Annotated in this window: 21 protein-coding genes and 1 riboswitch; of the genes, 10 read left to right on the top strand and 11 right to left on the bottom strand. The window is 27.1% G+C overall.

All coding sequences use genetic code 11. From position 1 onward, the window contains the following. Positions 1–11: 11 nt before the first annotated feature. Positions 12–308 carry a hypothetical protein gene (locus Q0F58_RS06695; protein ID WP_294374039.1) on the bottom strand — a complete coding sequence of 99 codons (297 nt, stop codon included), beginning with the start codon at positions 306–308 and terminating at the stop codon, positions 12–14. 149 nt (positions 309–457) lie between these two features. On the opposite strand from Q0F58_RS06695, the gene Q0F58_RS06690 reads away from it, so the two are divergent. Further along, entirely contained in the window at positions 458–1627 is a 1170-nt protein-coding gene (locus Q0F58_RS06690; protein ID WP_294374037.1) for an AI-2E family transporter, read from the top strand. A 218-nt stretch (positions 1628–1845) separates the two neighbouring features. Beyond that, the gene (locus Q0F58_RS06685) at positions 1846–2406 is read left to right on the top strand and encodes a hypothetical protein (RefSeq protein ID WP_294374034.1); all 561 of its coding nucleotides are present in this window, start codon (positions 1846–1848) and stop codon (positions 2404–2406) included. Positions 2407–2489: 83 nt separating this feature from the next. Here Q0F58_RS06685 and Q0F58_RS06680 read toward each other — a convergent pair whose 3' ends face one another. The 4 genes from Q0F58_RS06680 to Q0F58_RS06665 all read right to left on the bottom strand — a co-directional run bounded on the left by Q0F58_RS06680 (position 2490) and on the right by Q0F58_RS06665 (position 7123). Next, positions 2490–2945: a GNAT family N-acetyltransferase gene (locus Q0F58_RS06680; protein ID WP_294374031.1), complete on the bottom strand. Its 456-nt coding sequence runs from the start codon at positions 2943–2945 to the stop codon at positions 2490–2492. Between the two features lie 51 nt (positions 2946–2996). Then, positions 2997–3788: a pseudouridine synthase gene (locus Q0F58_RS06675; RefSeq protein WP_294374028.1), complete on the bottom strand. Its 792-nt coding sequence runs from the start codon at positions 3786–3788 to the stop codon at positions 2997–2999. Between the two features lie 215 nt (positions 3789–4003). Beyond that, positions 4004–5986 (bottom strand): alpha-amylase, encoded by a 1983-nt coding sequence (locus Q0F58_RS06670; RefSeq protein WP_294374025.1) that lies wholly within the window; start codon positions 5984–5986, stop codon positions 4004–4006. A gap of 177 nt (positions 5987–6163) precedes the next feature. Then, positions 6164–7123 (bottom strand): calcium/sodium antiporter, encoded by a 960-nt coding sequence (locus Q0F58_RS06665; protein ID WP_294374023.1) that lies wholly within the window; start codon positions 7121–7123, stop codon positions 6164–6166. Between the two features lie 219 nt (positions 7124–7342). Between Q0F58_RS06665 and Q0F58_RS06660 the strand changes: the two genes are divergently transcribed. After that, positions 7343–8899: an ABC-F family ATP-binding cassette domain-containing protein gene (locus Q0F58_RS06660; protein ID WP_294374020.1), complete on the top strand. Its 1557-nt coding sequence runs from the start codon at positions 7343–7345 to the stop codon at positions 8897–8899. A 298-nt stretch (positions 8900–9197) separates the two neighbouring features. Next, the gene (locus Q0F58_RS06655; protein WP_294374018.1) at positions 9198–9608 is read left to right on the top strand and encodes a peptide deformylase; all 411 of its coding nucleotides are present in this window, start codon (positions 9198–9200) and stop codon (positions 9606–9608) included. A 22-nt stretch (positions 9609–9630) separates the two neighbouring features. Here the strand turns inward: Q0F58_RS06655 and Q0F58_RS06650 are convergent, their stop codons facing one another. Next, on the bottom strand, positions 9631–9825 hold the full coding sequence (locus tag Q0F58_RS06650; protein WP_294374013.1) for a hypothetical protein: 195 nt from the start codon (positions 9823–9825) through the stop codon (positions 9631–9633). Positions 9826–10001: 176 nt separating this feature from the next. Beyond that, positions 10002–10096, top strand: a riboswitch (guanidine-I (ykkC/yxkD leader). A gap of 53 nt (positions 10097–10149) precedes the next feature. Here Q0F58_RS06650 and Q0F58_RS06645 point away from each other — a divergent pair. The 6 genes from Q0F58_RS06645 to ilvA all read left to right on the top strand — a co-directional run bounded on the left by Q0F58_RS06645 (position 10150) and on the right by ilvA (position 16029). Beyond that, positions 10150–10539 (top strand): ACT domain-containing protein, encoded by a 390-nt coding sequence (locus Q0F58_RS06645; protein ID WP_294374011.1) that lies wholly within the window; start codon positions 10150–10152, stop codon positions 10537–10539. A gap of 266 nt (positions 10540–10805) precedes the next feature. Further along, positions 10806–12362: a DUF2207 domain-containing protein gene (locus Q0F58_RS06640; RefSeq protein WP_294374009.1), complete on the top strand. Its 1557-nt coding sequence runs from the start codon at positions 10806–10808 to the stop codon at positions 12360–12362. A gap of 3 nt (positions 12363–12365) precedes the next feature. Further along, entirely contained in the window at positions 12366–13358 is a 993-nt protein-coding gene (locus Q0F58_RS06635) for a radical SAM/SPASM domain-containing protein (protein WP_294374006.1), read from the top strand. A gap of 335 nt (positions 13359–13693) precedes the next feature. After that, positions 13694–14299, top strand: coding sequence for an ECF transporter S component (locus Q0F58_RS06630; RefSeq protein WP_294374003.1), 606 nt, complete (start codon positions 13694–13696; stop codon positions 14297–14299). Between the two features lie 148 nt (positions 14300–14447). Beyond that, the gene (locus Q0F58_RS06625) at positions 14448–14642 is read left to right on the top strand and encodes a hypothetical protein (RefSeq protein WP_294374000.1); all 195 of its coding nucleotides are present in this window, start codon (positions 14448–14450) and stop codon (positions 14640–14642) included. Between the two features lie 166 nt (positions 14643–14808). Continuing rightward, positions 14809–16029 carry a threonine ammonia-lyase gene (gene ilvA, locus Q0F58_RS06620; RefSeq protein WP_294373997.1) on the top strand — a complete coding sequence of 407 codons (1221 nt, stop codon included), beginning with the start codon at positions 14809–14811 and terminating at the stop codon, positions 16027–16029. 111 nt (positions 16030–16140) lie between these two features. Here the strand turns inward: ilvA and Q0F58_RS06615 are convergent, their stop codons facing one another. From Q0F58_RS06615 to Q0F58_RS06595, 5 genes are all read right to left on the bottom strand, one after another. Continuing rightward, positions 16141–16320 (bottom strand): hypothetical protein, encoded by a 180-nt coding sequence (locus Q0F58_RS06615; protein ID WP_294373994.1) that lies wholly within the window; start codon positions 16318–16320, stop codon positions 16141–16143. Between the two features lie 53 nt (positions 16321–16373). Continuing rightward, positions 16374–17042, bottom strand: coding sequence for an HAD family phosphatase (locus Q0F58_RS06610; RefSeq protein ID WP_294373992.1), 669 nt, complete (start codon positions 17040–17042; stop codon positions 16374–16376). Between the two features lie 204 nt (positions 17043–17246). Continuing rightward, positions 17247–18416 (bottom strand): AI-2E family transporter, encoded by a 1170-nt coding sequence (locus tag Q0F58_RS06605; protein ID WP_294373990.1) that lies wholly within the window; start codon positions 18414–18416, stop codon positions 17247–17249. A gap of 398 nt (positions 18417–18814) precedes the next feature. Next, positions 18815–19432, bottom strand: a complete 618-nt coding sequence (udk, locus tag Q0F58_RS06600) for a uridine kinase (RefSeq protein ID WP_294373988.1) — start codon at positions 19430–19432, stop codon at positions 18815–18817. 275 nt (positions 19433–19707) lie between these two features. Further along, positions 19708–20493 carry a hypothetical protein gene (locus tag Q0F58_RS06595; protein WP_294373986.1) on the bottom strand — a complete coding sequence of 262 codons (786 nt, stop codon included), beginning with the start codon at positions 20491–20493 and terminating at the stop codon, positions 19708–19710. Positions 20494–20769 lie beyond the last annotated feature (276 nt).

Raw genomic sequence — 20769 nt, 5'->3', positions numbered from 1 at the left:
AACTGCCATGACTAATGTACATATTTATCTAAATATTGACCAGCCAGATAAATTATTTCTTCATGGCATTTATTTAATTCATTGAGTTCACCGGTCTTTATTTCTAAAATTTTTTCTGCAATTTCTAAAATAATATTTATAAATTCTTGATATTCTTTATCATCCATAAGATTTATTTTGTCTTCTATGTGCTTAGGATATTTTTCTTCTTCTTCAATACCATATGTTCTCTCATTTTCTTTAATCTTGACTTGATTCATTACAATTGTTATTATTTCATTTATACTAAACTTTTCTAATTTATTCATAACATTTTACTCCTATAAATATTTTCATATCAATATGTTAATATTATAATTTATCTGCATATTCAAATATACCATCTACAATTATTATAAGCAAAATTTCAGCTTACTAAACTTCAATATATTTTATAAATTAAGAAAGGAACCTGTTAATGAAAATTGAATTTGATAAAAAATTATTCAAATATGCTGTATATATAGGCATAACCGTAATATCCATATATACAATTGTTCTTATTTTACTAAATATAAAAAGTATTTTTAAGAGTATAGCATATATGGTATATTCAGTCTTAAATTTACTAAAGCCATTTTTATTAGGAATAATAATCGCGTATATATTGTATCCTATTCGAAAGCTTATAGAAAATTTTCTTAATAATAATAAATTCTTTAAAATAAAAAGTTTCTCTAAAAGACGTATTACTGCTGTTATGCTGTCTTATGTAGCAATAATTAGTGTTTTAATTTCTTTAATATGGGGAATATATTTTATGATTGGCGGTCAGATTTCAAATAATACCACTATTTTAAATATAATAGCTGATATAAATAAATATTTCCAGGACAATTCTTTTTCAGCCTCTAAATTAAAGGAAGTTATAGAAAATATGAATTCTCCAATAATTGATGAATTTCAGCCTTATGTTGTAGATATATTTGATTTTATTCACACATACATAATGAAAAATTTTAGCAGCTTTACTTCATCAATAATCTCTATTGGAGCTAGTATTGCAACTTTGTTTATAGCTTTTATAATCAGCATTTATCTTCTTAAAGATTCTGAATACTTTATAGGATTATGGAATAAATTATACTTTTTAATCTTTAGGGAAAAGGCTATTGGACAAAAAATCAATTATATATTTAACGTTCTTCACTCTGTATTTGGAAAATTTATAAAAGGCCAGCTTCTTGAAGCATTCTTTGTTGGAATATTATCAGCAATTGCATTAAGTATTGCCGGAATTAAATACTCAGCTGTAATTGGAATGATTGCTGGAATATCTAATATGATTCCATATGCAGGTCCCATAGTTGGTACTGTTCTTGCTGCCTTAATGGGACTCTTAAGCGGAAGCCCTATAAAAATGCTATACTCAATAATCGCAATGCTTATAGTTCAACAGATTGACAATCATTTTCTAGCACCACAAATTGTAGGAAATAGTGTAGGTCTTCATCCTGTATTTACAATGATGGCAATAATTATAGGTGGGAATATAGGAGGTCTTCTTGGAATGCTTATTGCTGTACCTTTAGCAGCTTCCTTCAAGGTTCTATTTTCATCCTGGTATCATTCCCATATTGAGTCATAAAATTTTAAAAAACAGAACTGCTCATTTAAAGATTTTATCAATGTTGTTAATATGCTTTATTAATATGTTACACATTCTAATCTCTGCCGCAGCTCTGTTTTTACTGTCATGAAACAATAACTTCAAATAATATTTTTTCCTTTTATTGAATACATATTATTATAATCCTCAAATACTATATGTATTCAATTAATTATAAAAGGAGTAGGTATTATAAAATGATTATTCATAATACAGATTACCATATTTTAAAACCGGTTAAACCAATACAGCCTTCAGTTCATATAAGAAAAATTCCTGGATTTACAAATTACTTTCATACAATTGAAAAAAATATAAATAATAATGCTGTTTTTAATAACTCTACTAAAATTTTAACAGAGCAAAATAGTTCTTCTTATTTTTCAAATACTAAATCTTCCAATAAGACTTTAAATTATGTCAGTTCTGAAACAGCTTATGAACCTATTATGCTCATATATAATCTAAAAAAAAATTTTTTTAATTTATATCCATCCATAAATGCAAAACAATCAAATAACAATATATCTGATACATCCAACATGAAAGATTTTATTCCTCTAGAAAAGTCTGTTTCTACTATAATCACTCATAAAAAAATCACCAATTTAACAAAAAACCAGGCTGTTACTAAATTAAAAGAATGTTCTTCATCCATATTAAATTCTTCTTGTGAATTCAGCCTTGCATATGCATCATATCTTTTATCTGTAACTGCTGTAATTTCTCTTTTAAATCCAAAATTAGAGGACAATTAATTTTAAATTTATTCCTCACAAAAAAATCATCACATGATTAATTACTTTTTTTCATGTGATGATTTTACCTGTTGAACATATTTCTAATTAAATTTCTGAACCATTTTTATTATAGGCATTCCTGTCTTTAATGATATATATTCTTCTCCCTCTGTCTCAAATCCAAATTTCTTATAAAAATCTATGGCATAAACCCTTGCATCAAGAGTTACAAATTTTACTTTCATATCTTTTACTTTTTCAATAAGTCTCTTCATTATCTGAGCCCCAATTTTCATTCCTCTGTATTCATGATCTACTACAACCTGAGTTATTTCTCCTATTGAATCATGAACAAATAAACGTGCATGACCTATCACTTTATCATCTATATATGCAACAATTCTTAAACTTTTATCTTCAAATTCATCAAAAATAGCTTCCTTTGCTCTATTCGATGGTATGTAAAATTCTCTGTATCTTAATTCTATTGCTGATTCATATAAATCTGAATCTTTATCAATAAATTTGTATTGTATTTTCTTATGTAATTCTTCCATCTATTTTCCTCCTGAGTAAAAAACAATTTAAAATGCTTTTACAAGCATTCTTCATTTCATAATTTCCTTTATCTTATTTTCTGGTATTTCTTCATAATTTCCTATTTTCAAATCTCCAAGACATATATTCATTATTCGTACTCGTTTCAAAAATACTACATTATAACCTAATGCTGAACTCATCTTTCTTATCTGCCTATTTAACCCCTGTGTAAGCACTATTTTGAACGTATCCTCATCTATTCTTTTCACATCACATGGTCTTGTTTTTATGATACTTTTTCTTCTTTTTGTACATATAGAATTAAGCATTATTTTTTCTTCTTTTTCGTTTATTTTTTTAAGCCCTTCAGTGTCTGATATTCTCTTTACTCCACTTCCACCCTTAACATATATTTCAACACCATTTCTCATTGATTTAAGAAATTCTTCATCAAATGGTCTATCAACCCTCACTATATATTCCTTTTCATGATAGTTTTCGCACTCTAAAATTTTGTTTGAAAATTCACCATCATTAGTCAGAATGATAAGTCCTTCTGAATCCTTATCAAGCCTTCCTACTGGAAATACATATTGATTATAATTCAAATATTTACCTATATTGTTTTGAACATTTTTTTCTAATGTACACATAATACCTTTAGGTTTATTAAATGCAAGATATACCTTCTTTACAGGTCTTAAAACTTCTCCATCAAGAAGTATTTCATCGCTTTCTTCAACCCACTGCCCTTGAACACACAACTTTCCATTCACGATAATCCTCTTATCTTCAATGAGCCTGCAAGTTTCTTTTCTTGAACATATTCCAAAATTGCTCAAAAGTTTATTTATACGCATCTTAATATATCCTTTCATTGAGTATTATGCTTATTAAATTCCTATGCCTCCAATTTATAAGTAATAATTTAAACAATATTATTTTATACTAAACTTTCATTGAAAATTCAATATGATTTTGTAATTTAATAATATTACATATATTTCAGCATATTTTTAATAATATGCTCTTTATTATAAAAAGAATTTATTATTCTTACTATATAAAACATTTATTATATGGTGATATTTTTTATCCATATGGAATAAGAACCATCTTTTACAGAAAATTCTCCCATTCCATTCTTATCTATAACTACTTCATTATTATCCTGTCCTGTAATATCAATCCATGATTCTCCTATATGATTCTTGCCAACATACATTTTTTTCTTTCCTCCAACTGCCACTGTTATTAACGCAGCAAGTCCTGAATTTTTATGTTCATCATCACCTTCTCTTGTCCATCCTATTACTGCCTTATCATTAAGATAGTCATGCTGTATGCCATATGCGTATTCTTTTCTTGCTTTAATGATTATATCAAGAGAATCTTTTATTCCTTCATATCCTTTTTCAGGTATGCCATAATAATCTCCGTAAAATATACATGGATACCCTTCATCTCTTGTAAGTATAAAAGTATATGCAAGAGGCTTAAACCATGGCTTAACCCATGATTCAAGTGATTGGCCAATTTGGGTGTCATGATTATCTACAAAAGTAACTGTATACTCAGGTTCTACTTGAAGCAATGTATTATCTTTTATTCTGCTCATGTCATAATTTCCCCATGAATTACTTGCAGCTTGAAAATTATAGTGTAATGGAGCATCAAAAAGTTTCATTGAATGTCCACATCTATCAAGATAATATCTGAGTCTTCCCACATCCCATGTCCAATACTCTCCAACTGCAAATAAATCTTTTGAACTGCTTTTTCTCATTTCACTAAGCCATTCTTTAAAAAAATCAAATCTTATATGTTTTATTGCATCAAGCCTGAACCCATCAATATGAGTTTCTCTTATATACCATTTTCCCCATCTTTTTAATTCTTCAACCACATATGGGCTATCCATATCTAAGTCAGCAAACATAAGGAAGTCATAATTTCCATTTTCCTTATCAACATCCTGCTCCCATTCCTTACCTTTAAATTTAAATATTCCTGATTTTTTTGATATTTCATCATAATCCACACCATCAAAATCATTTGCTGTCCATTTGTATGCTGAATATTTTTCCTTTCTCCCTGGAAATGAAAATATAGTATGTGCCTCTATTTCCTTTTCTTCTCCAATAAACATATTTCTATTATTTTCATCAACCTGACGTGCAATTACAAATTCTGTTCCATCTGCACCAGCTTTATGATTAAATACCACATCTCCATATACTTTAATACCATTTTTATGTGCTTCTTTTATTCCTTCAATATACTCATCTTTCGTGCCATATTTTGTTCTAATTGCTCCCTTTTGATCGAACTCTCCAAGATCATATAAATCATATGTAGAATATCCAACATCATTTATTCCATTATGAGCTTTATATGCAGGAGGAAGCCATAAAGATGTTATTCCTAATGTTTTTAAATGTTCTGATTCTTCTTTTACTTTTTTCCACAATGAGCCATCATTAGGATAATACCATTCAAAAAACTGCATCATTGTTTTATTGTCATTTGTTTTACATAAATTATTTTCTTCAATCAGACTGCTATCTTCTAACTTTTCATCTTCCGCTGAATTCCTAATATTTTCAACACCTAAATCAAATGCATCGTTAACATTCAGTACTGCAGCATTTTTATCTGCTTTTTTATTTTCTTCTTTGTTTATATCATTCTTTATCTGTTGAATTTCTTTTAATATATTCTGTTCTTTTTCTATGGCTTTTTTCCCATAGTCATCAAAATACTTTTCAACATCTTCTTTTACAATATCGCAAATCATTTCTTCAATATATTTATAAAATATTTCTTTATTTTCTTCTGATTCAGACTCCTCTATCTTCTTCATATTTATTATAAATTTATCTATGTCTTCTCTAATTAAAACAGCACTTCTTTCAATGTTATTCAACCTGCATTTAATTTGCTCATTTTCTTTTTTTAGATTATGTACCTGTTTTTCCATATCCATGCTTTTGTTTTTTAATCTTATGTATATATAAATTATAAAAAACAAAAGCACACCTATACACATATATAACATAAATTTATACACCTCTTAATCTAATCTATCTTATCCCATAAAAACCATATATTTTCTTTTATTTAAATGATACCATACTTTTCTATATTAATTAACCTAATTAATATACTAACTAAATAAAAAATGATTTAAACTTATTTTAAAATAAATTTAAATCATTTTGTTATTATCTTTTTGCTAATTTCTAGTTATTATATATATCATATATGCTGCATATAATGCTGTAAGTAGTATTCCTTCAATTTTAGTTAATTTTTTTTCTTTTTTTCTATTTGCAAAAATTAATATATATATAAGCAATGTCACTCCTATCAAAAATAAAAAATCTACTAAAAGACTCTGTTCGACATTAATAGGACTGATCATTGATGAAACACCCAAAATTAAAAGAATATTAAATATATTTGAACCAAGTACATTTCCAAGAGCAATCTCATTTTCTCCTTTGTGAGCTGCCATTGCTGATGTCACAAGTTCCGGAAGGGATGTTCCCATTGCAACTATTGTAAGTCCAACAAGTTTTTCACTCATTCCAAGAGATGAAGCTATATTACTAGCACTATCAACAACCAGCTGACCTCCTATTACTATTCCTGCTGCACCAGCAATCATCAAAAGTGTCTTTGTAAAAACATTTATATTTTTCTCGGTATTGGCTGGTTCAGGTATACCAACTCTTTTAGCTTTTACAACAAGCATAGTCATATATGCTATGCAAATAAATACAAGTATTGTTCCATCAATTCTTGTAATTATATTTGATTTTTCTGTAAATAAATTATCAAATGCCAATATAAATAGCAATATTGTCACCCCTGTATTTACTAAAAAATCTGTTCTTACTTTTTCTTTGTGTATTATTATTGGAAGTATAATTGTTGTTACACCTAAAACTACTAAAGTATTAAATATGTTTGACCCAAGTACATTCCCTATTGCAATATCATTGCTTCCATTAAGTCCAGAAATAATGCTTACTGCAAGTTCTGGAGCACTCGTCCCGATTGATACTATTGTAAGCCCTACAATAACTGGTGGTATTCCTATCTTTTTAGCCAATGAAGAAGCACCATCCACAAAAATGTCTGCTCCTTTTATAAGCAGTATAAATCCTATAATTAATATAATATAATTCATAAATATTTCTCCTAAAATTTCTTTTGTAAATTGATTACTTTTTCTAATGTTTATTATTGTTCAATCTATTACATATTATACTTGATATTCTACTTTTTCCTGTCTTCATAAATTAAAAGAACTTTATTTTAGAATTTTATTTTGACACAAAAGGGTTCTATCATTTAAACTAGTAACATAACTGAGTTAGAGTACTATTATTTTTACAGGAGGAAATTAATGAGCGTATTACTTGTTAAAGATATGAATCATGGTTTTGGAGACAGAGCCATATTTGAAGATGTTTCTTTTAGACTTTTAAAAGGAGAACATGTTGGACTTATCGGTGCTAATGGTGAAGGTAAGTCTACTTTTATGAATATAGTAACAGGAAAACTTCAACCAGATGAAGGTAAAGTTGAATGGTCAAACAATGTAAGAGTTGGATACATGGACCAGCATGCTGTACTTACTAAAGGACAAAGCATAAGAGAAGCTTTAAGAGGTGCATTTAAATATCTTTTTGACCTTGAAGCTGAAATGAATTCATTATATGAAAAAATGGGTGACTGTACTGAAGATGAGTTAAACAAGATGCTTGACAGAACAGCTGTTATTCAAGATCTACTTGATAATAACGGTTTTTATGTAATAGATCCAAAAGTTGAAGAGGTTGCAAAAGGACTTGGACTTTTGGATTTAGGATTAGACAGAGATGTTGATGATTTATCTGGTGGGCAAAGAACAAAAATTCTTCTTGGAAAGCTTCTGCTTGAAAATCCGGATATCCTGCTCCTTGACGAACCTACTAACTATCTGGACGAAGAACATATTGAATGGCTTAAAAGATATCTTCAGTCATACGAAAATGCATTTATCCTTATTTCACATGATATTCCATTCTTAAATTCAGTAGTAAATTTAATTTATCATGTTGAAGAAAGAAAACTTACAAGATATGTGGGCGATTATAATGAATTTCAAAGAATTTATGCTGAAAATAAAAAGAAACTTGAAGCTGCTTATGAAAAACAACAGAAAGAGATTGCAAGACTTGAAGATTTCGTAGCAAGAAATAAAGCTAATGTAGCAACTGCCAATATGGCAAAATCAAGACAAAAAAAATTAGATAAAATGGAAAAAATCGAATTAATGCAGGAAAAACCAAAACCTGAATTTAATTTCAAACCAGCAAGAACTTCTGGAAAGGTAATTTTTGAAACTAAAGATTTAGTTATAGGCTATAATTCTCCGCTTACAAAACCACTTAATATATCTATGGAAAGAGGACAAAAAGTTGCCCTTGTTGGTGCAAATGGTCTTGGTAAGTCAACTCTATTAAAGAGTCTCCTTGGAATAGTAAAACCTTTAAGTGGTGAAGTGCATCTTGGAGATTACCAACACATAGGATATTTTGAACAGGAAGATAGAACTGACAATTCAAATACATGTATTGAAGAAGTATGGAATGAGTTTCCTGGATACACTCAGTATCAGGTTAGAGCTGCTCTTGCTAAATGTGGATTGACTACAAAGCAGCTTGAATCTCAAATAAGAGTCTTATCTGGAGGAGAAGCTGCAAAAGTAAGATTATGCAAAATATTAAACAACGAAACTAATATACTTATTCTAGATGAACCTACCAACCACCTTGATGTAGATGCTAAAGATGAATTAAAACGTGCTTTAAAAGAATATAAAGGAACTATACTTTTAGTATCCCATGAACCTGATTTTTATAGAGATGTTGTAACTGAGATTTGGAATTGCGAAGATTGGACAACAAAAATAGTATAATCATTTTACATAAATTTAAGCAACCATTATTTTAATAATATTATACCTTCTAGATAGACACATAAAGCTACAAAAATCTATTTAGTAGGTATTTTATTAAAAACTTATCTAATCTTCCAAATTAACAATAATATTTTACATATATGTTCCAATATTAAATTTACATCTAAAATTTATTCTATACATTAAAGAAATCTTACAGAAATTTTATTCTTCATTGCAAATTGTCAATTGCAACATATATAATAATTGTATATATAAATAACAAAAATAAAATTTAGAAAGGTTGAAGTTAAAAATGATAAAGCCGATTGTTAAAGATGTATTATTTTTAGGACAGAAATCTGAACCTGCAACTAAAGATGATTTTCAAGTTATAACTGATTTAATTGACACTTTAAAAGCAAACATAGATAACTGTGTAGGCATGGCTGCCAATATGATAGGAATAAAAAAACGTATTATAGTATGTGCTGCAGGAAATCTTATAATTCCTATGATTAATCCTGTAATAATAAAAAAAATGAAAAGTTATGAAACTGAAGAAAGCTGTCTTTCTTTAACAGGTTTCAGAAAAACAACTCGATATGAAATAATAGAAGTAGAATACCTAGACAGAAATTTTAAAAAGCATAAAGACAAATTTACAGGACTAGTTGCTCAAATTATTCAGCATGAAATTGATCACTGCAATGGAATAATAATATAAATATACTTTTGATATTTCAATTTCACCATTCAAAACCACAATCTTTGCAGTGAAATCTCTCAAGAGAATCTTTTGCTTCTTCATTGAATTCAATGCAGCATCCTCCTAAGATACATTCTTCCCTATCACTTTCATCAAACATTTCTTTTGTTGGATATCCATAAATTATTGGAATAATATTATTCGAATTACATTTGGGGCAAATCTTTCTGGTCATGTACATATCTCCTTTCATATTACAATTATTTTATATCATAATGCTGCATTTTTCTATAAATCAGCAAAATATTTTGTATTGTTTTAAACATAATATCCTTTATATTTGATACATATGAATGTATTCCAAAAAATATTAAACATTGATTTATTTTCCTTACTATGATAGAATCTCTACATTAAGTTTTCTAGGGTTCCGCTAATAATTTAGGTCTGGTCCAAGAGAAAGCACACATATTTTGTGTACACGGAAGGATAAAAGCCTGGGAGATATTTTTATATCTCCCAGGTTTATTTATATTTGAATTAAGAAAGGATGATTAAATTGACAAAACAAAACTTAACTTTAAAATTATTAAAAGATATTTACGGAGTGTGTAGATTAAACAAAGATGAATCAATTCCTTCATGGGCCTTTGATGGTGAATTCTCTTCTATAACAAAAACAGATGATGAATTATCTATTGTATGTCTCAAAGACAATATACCTAAAGATACAAAATGTGAGCTTGACTGGAAAATATTAAAAATTCTAGGTCCATTAGATTTTTCTCTTATTGGAATACTATCAAAAATAAGCACTCTCATGGCTGAAAACAATATAAGCATATTTGCAGTTTCAACATATGATACTGATTATATTATGATAAAGGAAAATGATTTAAAACAAGCTGTAAGCATTCTTGAGAATAACTCATATAAGATTATAAAATAATTATATTCAAATTGCTTTTTTCATTTTTCATCTTAATTGTAGATATTTCATAATTATAATTTTATATGATTTAATTCAAGATATAGTACCTATATCCATTTAAGATATACTATATGTTGAGTTGGACTTTGTATTTATGCTAATATCAAAGATCCTCAATCATTAACAACAATTATTATTTACATATTATCCATTATACACAAGTATATGATACAATGTAATAAATAAAATTGTAAATTATGTTATTTATTTTAAGGAGGAAAATCATGAAGCGATTCTTTAATTTATTAATACTGTTTTTAGGATTCCTTATATTAGGATTTCACAATTCACCAGTATATGCAGCTCAAAAAGAGTACGATATAGAAAAAGCTGAATTTAATGTATATTTAGATAAAGATGGAAATGCACATATAACTGAAAAATGGAAACTTAACTTTAAAAAAGGTGATTTTACACGTTTTTATGTAAACAGGCTTAAAAATCCTAATGAATTAGAAAAATATGACAATATTGAATTTGACAATTTTAAAATCAATGGTCTTGATTGTACCCTAACTGACGATTTAGATAATAGACCTGAAGGTACTTACAGCATTTCAGATATGGAAAATAACTTGGAGTATGCATGGTATTTTAAAGCTAAAAATACCACACTTAATTTAGAAACCAGTTATACATTGACTAATATTGTTAAGTACAATGAAAAAGGATATGCATTTTTCTGCTATAGATTTATTGGAACAAATTTTGAGAAATCAATAAATAACTTAAAGATAAACATCTATGCACCTGATTCATGCAATATGGAAATCAGAAATGATTCTGGTATGAATTATAAAATAAATCCTGACAATATTGAATTAAATGAAAAGAACAGTTCTAATCTAATCAAAATTAATATTGCTATGGATAAAAATATTTTTTCACAAAATATTAACTTTATAGATCAAAATACGCTGGATGCAGTTGCTGATGAAAACGGAAACTATGATAAAAACTTTTCTGCTGTTTTTGCTTTATCTACTTTATGTGTGTTTGTCTTCATTTTTTCTATAATAATATTTAAGATAATACTTTGCTTAAAAAGTAATAAGTTAGCTAAAGATGAAAAATTCATTTACCAGATAATAAATGAGTTAAAAATTCATAATATCACACCTTTTGAATTTTCAAGAATGTGTGGAATACGTAAAATAGAAATGAATGAATTCAAGCTCATATTTCTTGATTTATTAAGAAAAGATTTTTTATCAATAAAAGACACAAACATATATATAAACTACAATTTAGAATATGGTTTAAAGAAATTCGAAATATCACTTATTCAATTATTAAATAAATATTCAAAACAGGATTCTAATGGGATAAGCCTAATTTCTATGGATGATCTATTAAAAATATTGAAAGATAAAAAATCATTAAAGAAAATCACGTCAGCATACAATAAAAAAGAAATTAAACAATTTAGAAAAGAAAATAAAAATAAAATCAAAATTCTTAAAATTTATTTTAATCGCTATGCCCAAGGTTACACAAATGATATGGGAGAAATATTAGATAAATATAACAAGCAGAATTTTATAGAATTAGACAACTTATACTATATGGCAAGCAAAATATTAGTAACATCAAAAGGAGAAAGTAATTATTTTGATGATCTTCAAAATAATTACTATTATTATTATTACAACGATCCCTTTTATTATATGGATTATCACTCTCATTCATATGTTGATAACAGTTCTTCTAGTGGAACAGACTGCTCTAGCTGTTCCAGCTGCTCTAGCTGTTCTAGTTGTGGCGGAGGAGGTGCTGATTAATTCATGGAAAAACATATTCTGCAATGGCATATTACTCATAAATGCAATTTAAGATGTATTCACTGCTATCAGGAAGATTACAAAAATGATTTAAGTTTTAATCAAATAAAAAAAATTTTCTTTGATTATCTCGAATATGTAAAACACAATAATTTTAAAAGTCATATCAACATTACAGGTGGAGAACCATTTCTTCACCCTGACTTTTTTAATATTATAAGTTTATTTGAAAAAAATAATATTTCTTTTGGAATATTAACTAATGGAACTATATTAGATGAAGACTTAGTCCTAAGACTTTCATTATATAAGAATTTATCCTTTGTACAAATAAGTTTAGATGGTACTAAAAAAATCCATGATGAAATCAGAGGCAAAGGAAATTTTGAAAAAGCAGTAAATGCAATAAGATTGCTAAATAAATATAACATTCAATCAATGGTTGCTTTTACTGCCCATAAGAAGAACATCCATAAATTAAAATCCTTAATTAAATTTGTAAAAAAGGAAAAAGTCCGAGTTTTTTGGACAGATAGATTAATTCCAACTAATACATGTGAAGATATATTAAGCACTGAAGAATTTTTAAAAATGACCAAACTTCTGCAAAAAGAATCCCTAAAAGCAGAAAAAAATAAAAATTGTGTTACAGAAATAAGAACAAATAGAGCTTTAATGTTTTTGGGCGGCACAAATTGTATCTATCATTGTTCAGCGGGTATTACTCTTCTTACAATACTAGCTAATGGTGATCTTCTTCCTTGCAGGAGACTCCCTATTGTTATAGGGAATACTTTAGAAAAATCTATAACGGATTTATATAATGAAAGTGAATTAATTAAATATCTAAAGAATCATGAAATTCCAGAAGAATGCAAAAAATGCTATAAATCAGAAAAATGCAGAGGTGGATTAAAATGTCTATCATATGCTGTAACCAGAAAACTTTCTCAAAAGGATATTAACTGTCCTATTACTAGATTTAGTGAAAATTGATACAAATTTATCTAAACACTCTTAATTGACTCTTTCTCATTAAAATTACCCTTTCATATAAATTCTAACAATAAACACATATAATATTGTTAACTCCAATATACAACTTTAAGTCTCTATTTTTATAGCTTATCTTTTGTTTAATGTACCCATACATTTGACGGCAATATTTCTGATGCTATAATATACGTATTATATAATTACAGCCTGTATTAAGGCTGTTCTTGCTATTATAAAATAATTTTATAAATATTATTTAGCTAAATAACCAAAATTAAATATTATTTTCAAATGATAAGCAATGAAATAAACTAATTTTTAAAAGGGGTTTTTTTATGGAAACAACAAACGTTAGATTAAAAAAATTAATGCAGACAGCTCTTCTAGCTGCATTATGTTATGTATCTTTTACTTTTTTACAAATTAAAATTCCAGTACCAGGAGGAGATTATACTTCACTTCACGTAGGAAATGCTTTCTGTGTACTTGCAGCTTTACTTTTAGGCGGTTTTTATGGCGGTCTTGCTGGTGCTATAGGAATGACAATTGCTGATATATTTGATCCAGCATATGTAATTGTAGCTCCAAAAACATTTATATTAAAATTATGTATAGGACTTATTACTGGATTTGTAGCTCATAAAATAGCTAGAATAAGTGAATCAAATGATAAAAAATACATATTTAAGTGGAGCATTATATCTTCAGTATGTGGACTTGCATTTAATGTAATAGCAGATCCTATCGTAGGTTATTTTTATAAGCAGTATATCTTAGGACAACCACAGGAATTTGCTAAAGTTCTTGCCAAACTAAGTGCCGTAGCAACTTTTGCAAATGCAGTTGTTTCTGTAATATTAGTTGCATTTTTATATAATGTATTAAGACCAATATTGACAAAATCAAATCTACTGCTTCCAATATATCCAAGTAATAAATAATATTAAATTTAATAAAAGGTCAGAGTATCATTTATGGATATTCTGGCCTTTTATTCTATAAATTCACTAGATTTTTTCACATAATAATAAGAAATACTAGTAATGTATTATTTAGTATTTAAATATATTGTGAAAGGAAGTTTCTCTAATGATGAAAAAAAAATACGTAAATAAATTTCATAAACTACAATTCAAAACAAATACAGAAAAAGATATGGAACTAAATAATCCTCCTATAAGCAGAAACTTAGACAATTTTAAAATAGCTGATGACTTTTCAAATAATTTAGAAATAAAATATAAATATTCTGGAGAAGGTGAAGATATAGATATTGAACATTAAATTAAAAAAATTATTTTTATGCTGTTTTTATCATATTTCTGATTTTTTATTAAATATTTCCCCTTTTTATTTGTATATAAAATATTAACAGCTTGACATTATTTCCTAAAATGATATTATAAAATTATTAAGTTTTAAGCAACAATAGTAAGAAGGGGTTATAAATATGATGACATTAGATAAATTTGAACAAGCTTATGAAACTGTTCAAAAAGTTATATTACCAACAAAATTAGTTCATAGTGATTATTTTTCTGATTTAACAGGAAACAAGGTTTATTTCAAACCTGAAAATATGCAGAAAACAGGTGCATATAAAATAAGAGGTGCATATTATAAAATAAGTACTTTAAGTGACGCAGACAGAAATAAAGGACTTATTACAGCTTCTGCCGGCAATCATGCTCAAGGAGTTGCTTATGCAGCAAAAGCATATAATTGTAAGGCTATAATTGTAATGCCTACAACAACACCATTAATGAAAGTTAACAGAACTAAAAGTTATGGTGCTGAAGTTATATTATATGGTGATGTTTATGATGAAGCCTGCAATTATGCATTAAAACTTGCTGAAGAAAAAGGATATACTTTCATTCATCCTTTTGATGATCTTGATGTAGCTACAGGACAAGGTTCTATTGCAATGGAAATATTAAAAGAACTGCCTACTGTTGACATTATTTTAGTACCAATTGGTGGAGGTGGACTTGCTACTGGTGTTTCTACACTTACAAAATTATTAAATCCAAATGTACAGGTAATTGGTGTAGAACCTGCTGGTGCAAACTGTATGCAGGCTTCTTTAAAAGCTGGTAAAGTTACAACACTACCTACCGTTGATACAATTGCAGATGGTACTGCTGTTAAGACTCCAGGTTCTAAAATATTCCCATATATCCAAAAGAACATTGACGATATAATAACAATTGAAGATCATGAACTTATAGGTGCATTTTTAGATATGCTTGAAAATCATAAAATGCTTGCTGAAAACTCAGGTCTTCTTACAGTTGCAGCATTAAAGCATTTAAAATGCAAGGATAAAAAAGTTGTTTCAATCATAAGTGGTGGTAATATGGATGTTATTACTTTTGCATCCCTTGTTCAACATGGATTAATAGAAAGAGAACGTATATGTACTGTTTCAGTACTTCTTCCAGATAAACCAGGAGAACTTACAAATGTATCTAAAGTAATTGCTGAAGCTCAAGGAAATATAATAAAACTTGATCACAATCAATTTGTAAGCATAAACCGTAATAGTGCTGTTGAATTAGATATAACAATGGAAACATTTGGTCATGAACACAAACAGAAAATAATAAAGGCACTTGTTGATAATGGATATAAACCAAAACTAATGCAGCCAAAAATGATATATCAATAAAATTTTATATAAAAATTGAGCCAGTCTTGAATTACAAGTCTGGCTCAATTTTTATATTTACATTTCACAATTTTATATTAATTACATCTTAAAATTAAGTATTTAATTCCTCTACTCCTTTTTCTTTTCTTCAACTCTCTCAAGTCTTATACAGAATCCTTCAGGACCAAATCTGAATTCCTTATGAATTTCAGTTCCATCTACTGGTACAAATAAGAATAGAATAAAAAATATTAGTCCAACCATACAAATTCCCAAAGCTTCTATTAATGATAAAATTACTATATTCATTGTTTACCCTCCTTTTATATACCCCTTATTTCTATAAACACAGCTATTTCTTATTAAGCTAAAACATTAGAATTTTCCATATAGTTTTTTACTTCTAAAAGACTGCTGCATATATGATTTGCAAGTTTTTTCATGTTTTCATCAGGTTCTTTCATATCTGGAACATTTATTCCTGTCATTCCTGCTCTGTGTGCAGCTAATATTCCAGCATCAGAATCTTCTATTACCATACAATACTCAGGTTTAACATCAAGACCTTTTGCTGCTTTTAAAAATATTTCTGGATCTGGTTTAGAATTTTCAACCTGATCTCCGCAGATAATATAATCTACTTTATTCTTTATTCCAACCTGTTCAAGAAGATAGTGAGCTCTTTCCTTTCTTGTAGATGTTGCTACTGCAATTTTGTAATTATTTTCTTTTAAATAATCTACAAGCTCATGAACACCTGTTTTTACTATAACACCATCTCTGTCAATTGTACTGACTGCTATCTTAACTTTCTTTTCATATACTTCTTCAAAAGGAAAATCATTTCCATATTCTTTCATCATAAGTTCTTTAATGCTTTTCACATTTCTTCCTATCATTGTCAGGTAAAATTTTTCTGTCATTTCATAATTATATTCTTTTAGGACTTCTTTAAATGCATTAAATGAAATCCTTTCTGTATCAATAAGTACTCCATCCATATCAAATATAACTGCTTTAATATTTTTCATATGTTCTCCTCTCCTGCTGTAAATTTTATTTAAAATAATTTTTTAATGCTAATTATTTTCTTACTTATATTCTATCATTAACCATTAACTTTTCCAAATATTTTAAAAGACTGCACATATTTTAATAAATATGCACAGTCTCTAAAAAATATATTCTTTTCTATATATACCTTTCCAAATAGAAATATTATTAAGATTGGTAATTTACATATAATCTTCCGTTTCTGTCTTCATTCCCTTTTTCTTAAGCTTTGCTTCTACTACTTCTTTTAAAAGAGAATAGATTACAGCAAATAAAGGAACCCCTATTACCATTCCTACAATTCCAAGGAATTTACCTGCAACAAGAATTGCAAACAAAATCCAGAAAGCAGATATTCCTATTGAATCTCCTAATATTTTAGGCCCTATAATATTACCATCAATCTGCTGAATAATTAATATTATTACAAGAAACCATAAAGCCTTAACTGGTGATACAAAAAGTATTATTATAAATGATGGTACAGCACCTATAAACGGTCCAAAAAATGGTATTATATTTGTAATTCCTACAATTACTGATATCAATATTACATATGGCATCTTACATATAGTAAGAATAAAGAATGTAAGCATGCCTATTATGGCTGAATCAAGAATTTTCCCCATAAGAAATTTTCCAAATGTACTATTGCTTCTGTGAGTTATTTCTATAGTCTTTTCTGCTATTGATTTAGGAAATACTGCATATGTTATCTTTTTACTCAAAGCGCAGAATTTTTCCTTATCACTTAAAAGATAAATTGATACTATTATTCCAAGTACAATATTCCATACTTTAGATGCTATACTTGTTAACATTGTTCCTAATACAGGAAGAAGATTTGTTGCAAACTTAATTATAAATTCTATAAATTTGTTGAAATTTTCATTTATAAGATCCAAATATTGCTTTTCTATATTTAATTTCAATAATAATCCATCAATAAATTTTGTTGTTTCAGTAATATACATAGGTATATCATTCATAAGACCAATAATACTTTCCAAAAGCTGTGGAAGTACAAATTTTATAAAAAGATATACAATAATAAAACTAAACAAATATGTTATAACAATTCCTATTGCTCTTTTAGAATTGCGCTTTAATTTCAGTTTTTTCATAAATTCAAAGCTGAACAATACTCTTTCACAATATTTCAATACAAAATTCAATATGTATGCAATTGAAAATCCAAAAATAAATGGCTGAAGAATTACAATTGCTCCACTTATTTTTCCCAAAACAATGCCAATTTGTGATATTCCAAGGTAAAACAATATTATAGCACATGCCACTATAAAAGTATATGCTGCAATAGTCGTGTACTTTGTATTCCAGTCAATCTTCATAATCCAACCCCTTCTCATTTTTTCTTCAATATCATGTTTAAATTAGTATATATTTGATAATATCCTTTTATATAAAAAATATACCTCTAATACAATTATACACTTCTATATCAAACATTTAATATAAAATGATATTCCGTTTATATTTTATATATTGAGTAATTAAGTTTTATTATATATTATTAAAACCATATCCTCAATGTATTACTAATTAAAGTTCTATTAATTTTTTCTTAACAAACATCTTTTACAATCTACATTTTATTCTAAAATAATAAATAATTTCAAATAAACCCTTACAGTTTAAAATTCTATTGTAAATTTCATACTGTAAAGGCTTTAACAGATTTTCAGCATTATGTAAAATTAAACTTCATAAATTTAATTTTCAAATTTTCCTATTCATTTATGAATTTTCTTATCTGTTCAAGAAGCATGTTTAATGCCACATCATTTGCTCCACCTTCAGGAATTATTATATCAGCTCTTCTCTTACTTGGTTCAACAAATTCTTCATGCATTGGTTTAACAGTACTTAAATATTGATTTACTACTGAATCTAAGCCTCTGCCTCTTTCCTTAACATCTCTAAGAAGTCTTCTTATTATTCGTATATCTCCATCTGTATCTACAAATACTTTTATATCCATCAAATCACATAATTCTTTATTTTCAAAAATAAGTATTCCTTCTACTATTATAACTTTAGTAGGTATAACTTCTACTGTCTCATTCAATCTTGTATGTTCAACAAAGGAATATACAGGATGATTTATTGCTTCTCCTTGTTTTAACCTCTTAAGATGTTCGATTAAAAGATTTGTGTCAAATGAATCCGGATGATCATAATTAAGCTTCTTACGTTCTTCCATTGGTATTCCTTCATTTGATTTATAGTAATAATCATGGCAAAGAATAGAAATCTTATCACCAAAAACCTCTTTAATTTTTTGAGCCAATGTTGTCTTTCCAGAACCACTTCCACCAGCTATACCAATTATCATTACATCGTGCATAATTTCCTCCAAAATCTTGAAACCGCTGTATTGTAAACATAAACAAATCAACTAATTGCACTGCAGTTCCATAATAAATTTATTTTCTATTGTCATAAAATATCTATGCTATAAAATAATTTCATAATATACAATATTAATTTCTCATAAATTGTTATATATACTTTAAATTCGCCCATATGATTTTATTATAAATGAGCAAAAAAAACAACTCCTATTATTTATTATATTAAAATAACATTATAAATAGCAGGAGTTTTTCTTATTAAAAATTGCTATAGCACATTATTTTGGAGTTCATTGTTTTTCTTATATAGATATACAGTAATATTTTTGTTTTTCTCCTTTCCACCTTTTAATATTACTGCATCTGTGTCTTGATTTTTATCTTCAAAAAATTCTATTGCTCTTTTCACTTTTCTAATTTCACCATTTTCATTTTTATATAAAAGAGATGGATTTTCTCTATACTTACAGTTTTTATTTTTAACAGATTTCTCCTCTTTCTCATGCTCATTAAATTCATCAAAATTCTTTTCACTATATTTTATATATATATCATTTTCCATACCATTTTCAATTTTGTTGCGCATTTCATTCATTGCTTGTTCTAGTTTCATTACAAATTTCTCATAATTTTTAACCATATAGATAAGTTCATAATATTCAATGATATCATCTCCATATTTACATTTAAAATCATTCATCATATCTTCAATTATAGTTTTATTATATATACCTTTGTATGCAATATCTCTGCCCATTTTTTTTACAATATTATAAACACTTCTATATTTTATTAAACTTAACATTTTCACAAGAAAAATTACTGATGTTACACAGCATGGTAATGCAATTGCAGGAAACTTAATTGCCAAAACAGTAAGTAATATAAATATTGTAAAATTACGATTTTCTATTTTATATTTTTCTATTCCATTCTGTAAAGTAGGACTATATGATAAGATTTTTTCCATCATAAGCTTTTTGTTAGATGTATTTATTTTGATTTCTCCCAAAAATTCAAATTTATTTCTTATTATACCTTCAGAACTCTCCATATTATCCTCGCACCCCTCTTTCCTTTTATACCACTGTAAATTAGTTTAATTTATCTCACAAACCTTTTCCTTTATTTTACAGTAACATTTCAATCTTATCAACATACCCTTTATTTTAAACATTTCTATTTTATTTCAATAAATTTGAATCTTCTATTTCTTATTCTTTATTTTCCTATCACATAATATTTAAATTTGTCTATTTATAAATATATTTTTTGATATATTTTTATAATGTCAACTTTAAAGATAATAAAAGTTGACAAATAATGAAAA

The sequence above is a fragment of the uncultured Clostridium sp. genome (assembly GCF_934754915.1).
GTDB lineage: Bacteria > Bacillota > Clostridia > Clostridiales > Clostridiaceae > Clostridium.
The sequence above is the reverse complement of the archived record's forward strand: the minus strand, read 5'-3'. Positions and strand labels throughout refer to the sequence as shown.

What these genes read in the sequence shown, in the direction of transcription:
- Q0F58_RS06695 (WP_294374039.1), bottom strand. Translation starts at nt 308, where the DNA reads ATGAATAAATTAGAAAAGTTTAGTATAAATGAAATAATAACAATTGTA.
- Q0F58_RS06690 (WP_294374037.1), top strand. Translation starts at nt 458, where the DNA reads ATGAAAATTGAATTTGATAAAAAATTATTCAAATATGCTGTATATATA.
- Q0F58_RS06685 (WP_294374034.1), top strand. Translation starts at nt 1,846, where the DNA reads ATGATTATTCATAATACAGATTACCATATTTTAAAACCGGTTAAACCA.
- Q0F58_RS06680 (WP_294374031.1), bottom strand. Translation starts at nt 2,945, where the DNA reads ATGGAAGAATTACATAAGAAAATACAATACAAATTTATTGATAAAGAT.
- Q0F58_RS06675 (WP_294374028.1), bottom strand. Translation starts at nt 3,788, where the DNA reads ATGCGTATAAATAAACTTTTGAGCAATTTTGGAATATGTTCAAGAAAA.
- Q0F58_RS06670 (WP_294374025.1), bottom strand. Translation starts at nt 5,986, where the DNA reads ATGTTATATATGTGTATAGGTGTGCTTTTGTTTTTTATAATTTATATA.
- Q0F58_RS06665 (WP_294374023.1), bottom strand. Translation starts at nt 7,123, where the DNA reads ATGAATTATATTATATTAATTATAGGATTTATACTGCTTATAAAAGGA.
- Q0F58_RS06660 (WP_294374020.1), top strand. Translation starts at nt 7,343, where the DNA reads ATGAGCGTATTACTTGTTAAAGATATGAATCATGGTTTTGGAGACAGA.
- Q0F58_RS06655 (WP_294374018.1), top strand. Translation starts at nt 9,198, where the DNA reads ATGATAAAGCCGATTGTTAAAGATGTATTATTTTTAGGACAGAAATCT.
- Q0F58_RS06650 (WP_294374013.1), bottom strand. Translation starts at nt 9,825, where the DNA reads ATGACCAGAAAGATTTGCCCCAAATGTAATTCGAATAATATTATTCCA.
- Q0F58_RS06640 (WP_294374009.1), top strand. Translation starts at nt 10,806, where the DNA reads ATGAAGCGATTCTTTAATTTATTAATACTGTTTTTAGGATTCCTTATA.
- Q0F58_RS06635 (WP_294374006.1), top strand. Translation starts at nt 12,366, where the DNA reads ATGGAAAAACATATTCTGCAATGGCATATTACTCATAAATGCAATTTA.
- Q0F58_RS06630 (WP_294374003.1), top strand. Translation starts at nt 13,694, where the DNA reads ATGGAAACAACAAACGTTAGATTAAAAAAATTAATGCAGACAGCTCTT.
- Q0F58_RS06625 (WP_294374000.1), top strand. Translation starts at nt 14,448, where the DNA reads ATGATGAAAAAAAAATACGTAAATAAATTTCATAAACTACAATTCAAA.
- ilvA (WP_294373997.1), top strand. Translation starts at nt 14,809, where the DNA reads ATGATGACATTAGATAAATTTGAACAAGCTTATGAAACTGTTCAAAAA.
- Q0F58_RS06615 (WP_294373994.1), bottom strand. Translation starts at nt 16,320, where the DNA reads ATGAATATAGTAATTTTATCATTAATAGAAGCTTTGGGAATTTGTATG.
- Q0F58_RS06610 (WP_294373992.1), bottom strand. Translation starts at nt 17,042, where the DNA reads ATGAAAAATATTAAAGCAGTTATATTTGATATGGATGGAGTACTTATT.
- Q0F58_RS06605 (WP_294373990.1), bottom strand. Translation starts at nt 18,416, where the DNA reads ATGAAGATTGACTGGAATACAAAGTACACGACTATTGCAGCATATACT.
- udk (WP_294373988.1), bottom strand. Translation starts at nt 19,432, where the DNA reads ATGCACGATGTAATGATAATTGGTATAGCTGGTGGAAGTGGTTCTGGA.
- Q0F58_RS06595 (WP_294373986.1), bottom strand. Translation starts at nt 20,493, where the DNA reads ATGGAGAGTTCTGAAGGTATAATAAGAAATAAATTTGAATTTTTGGGA.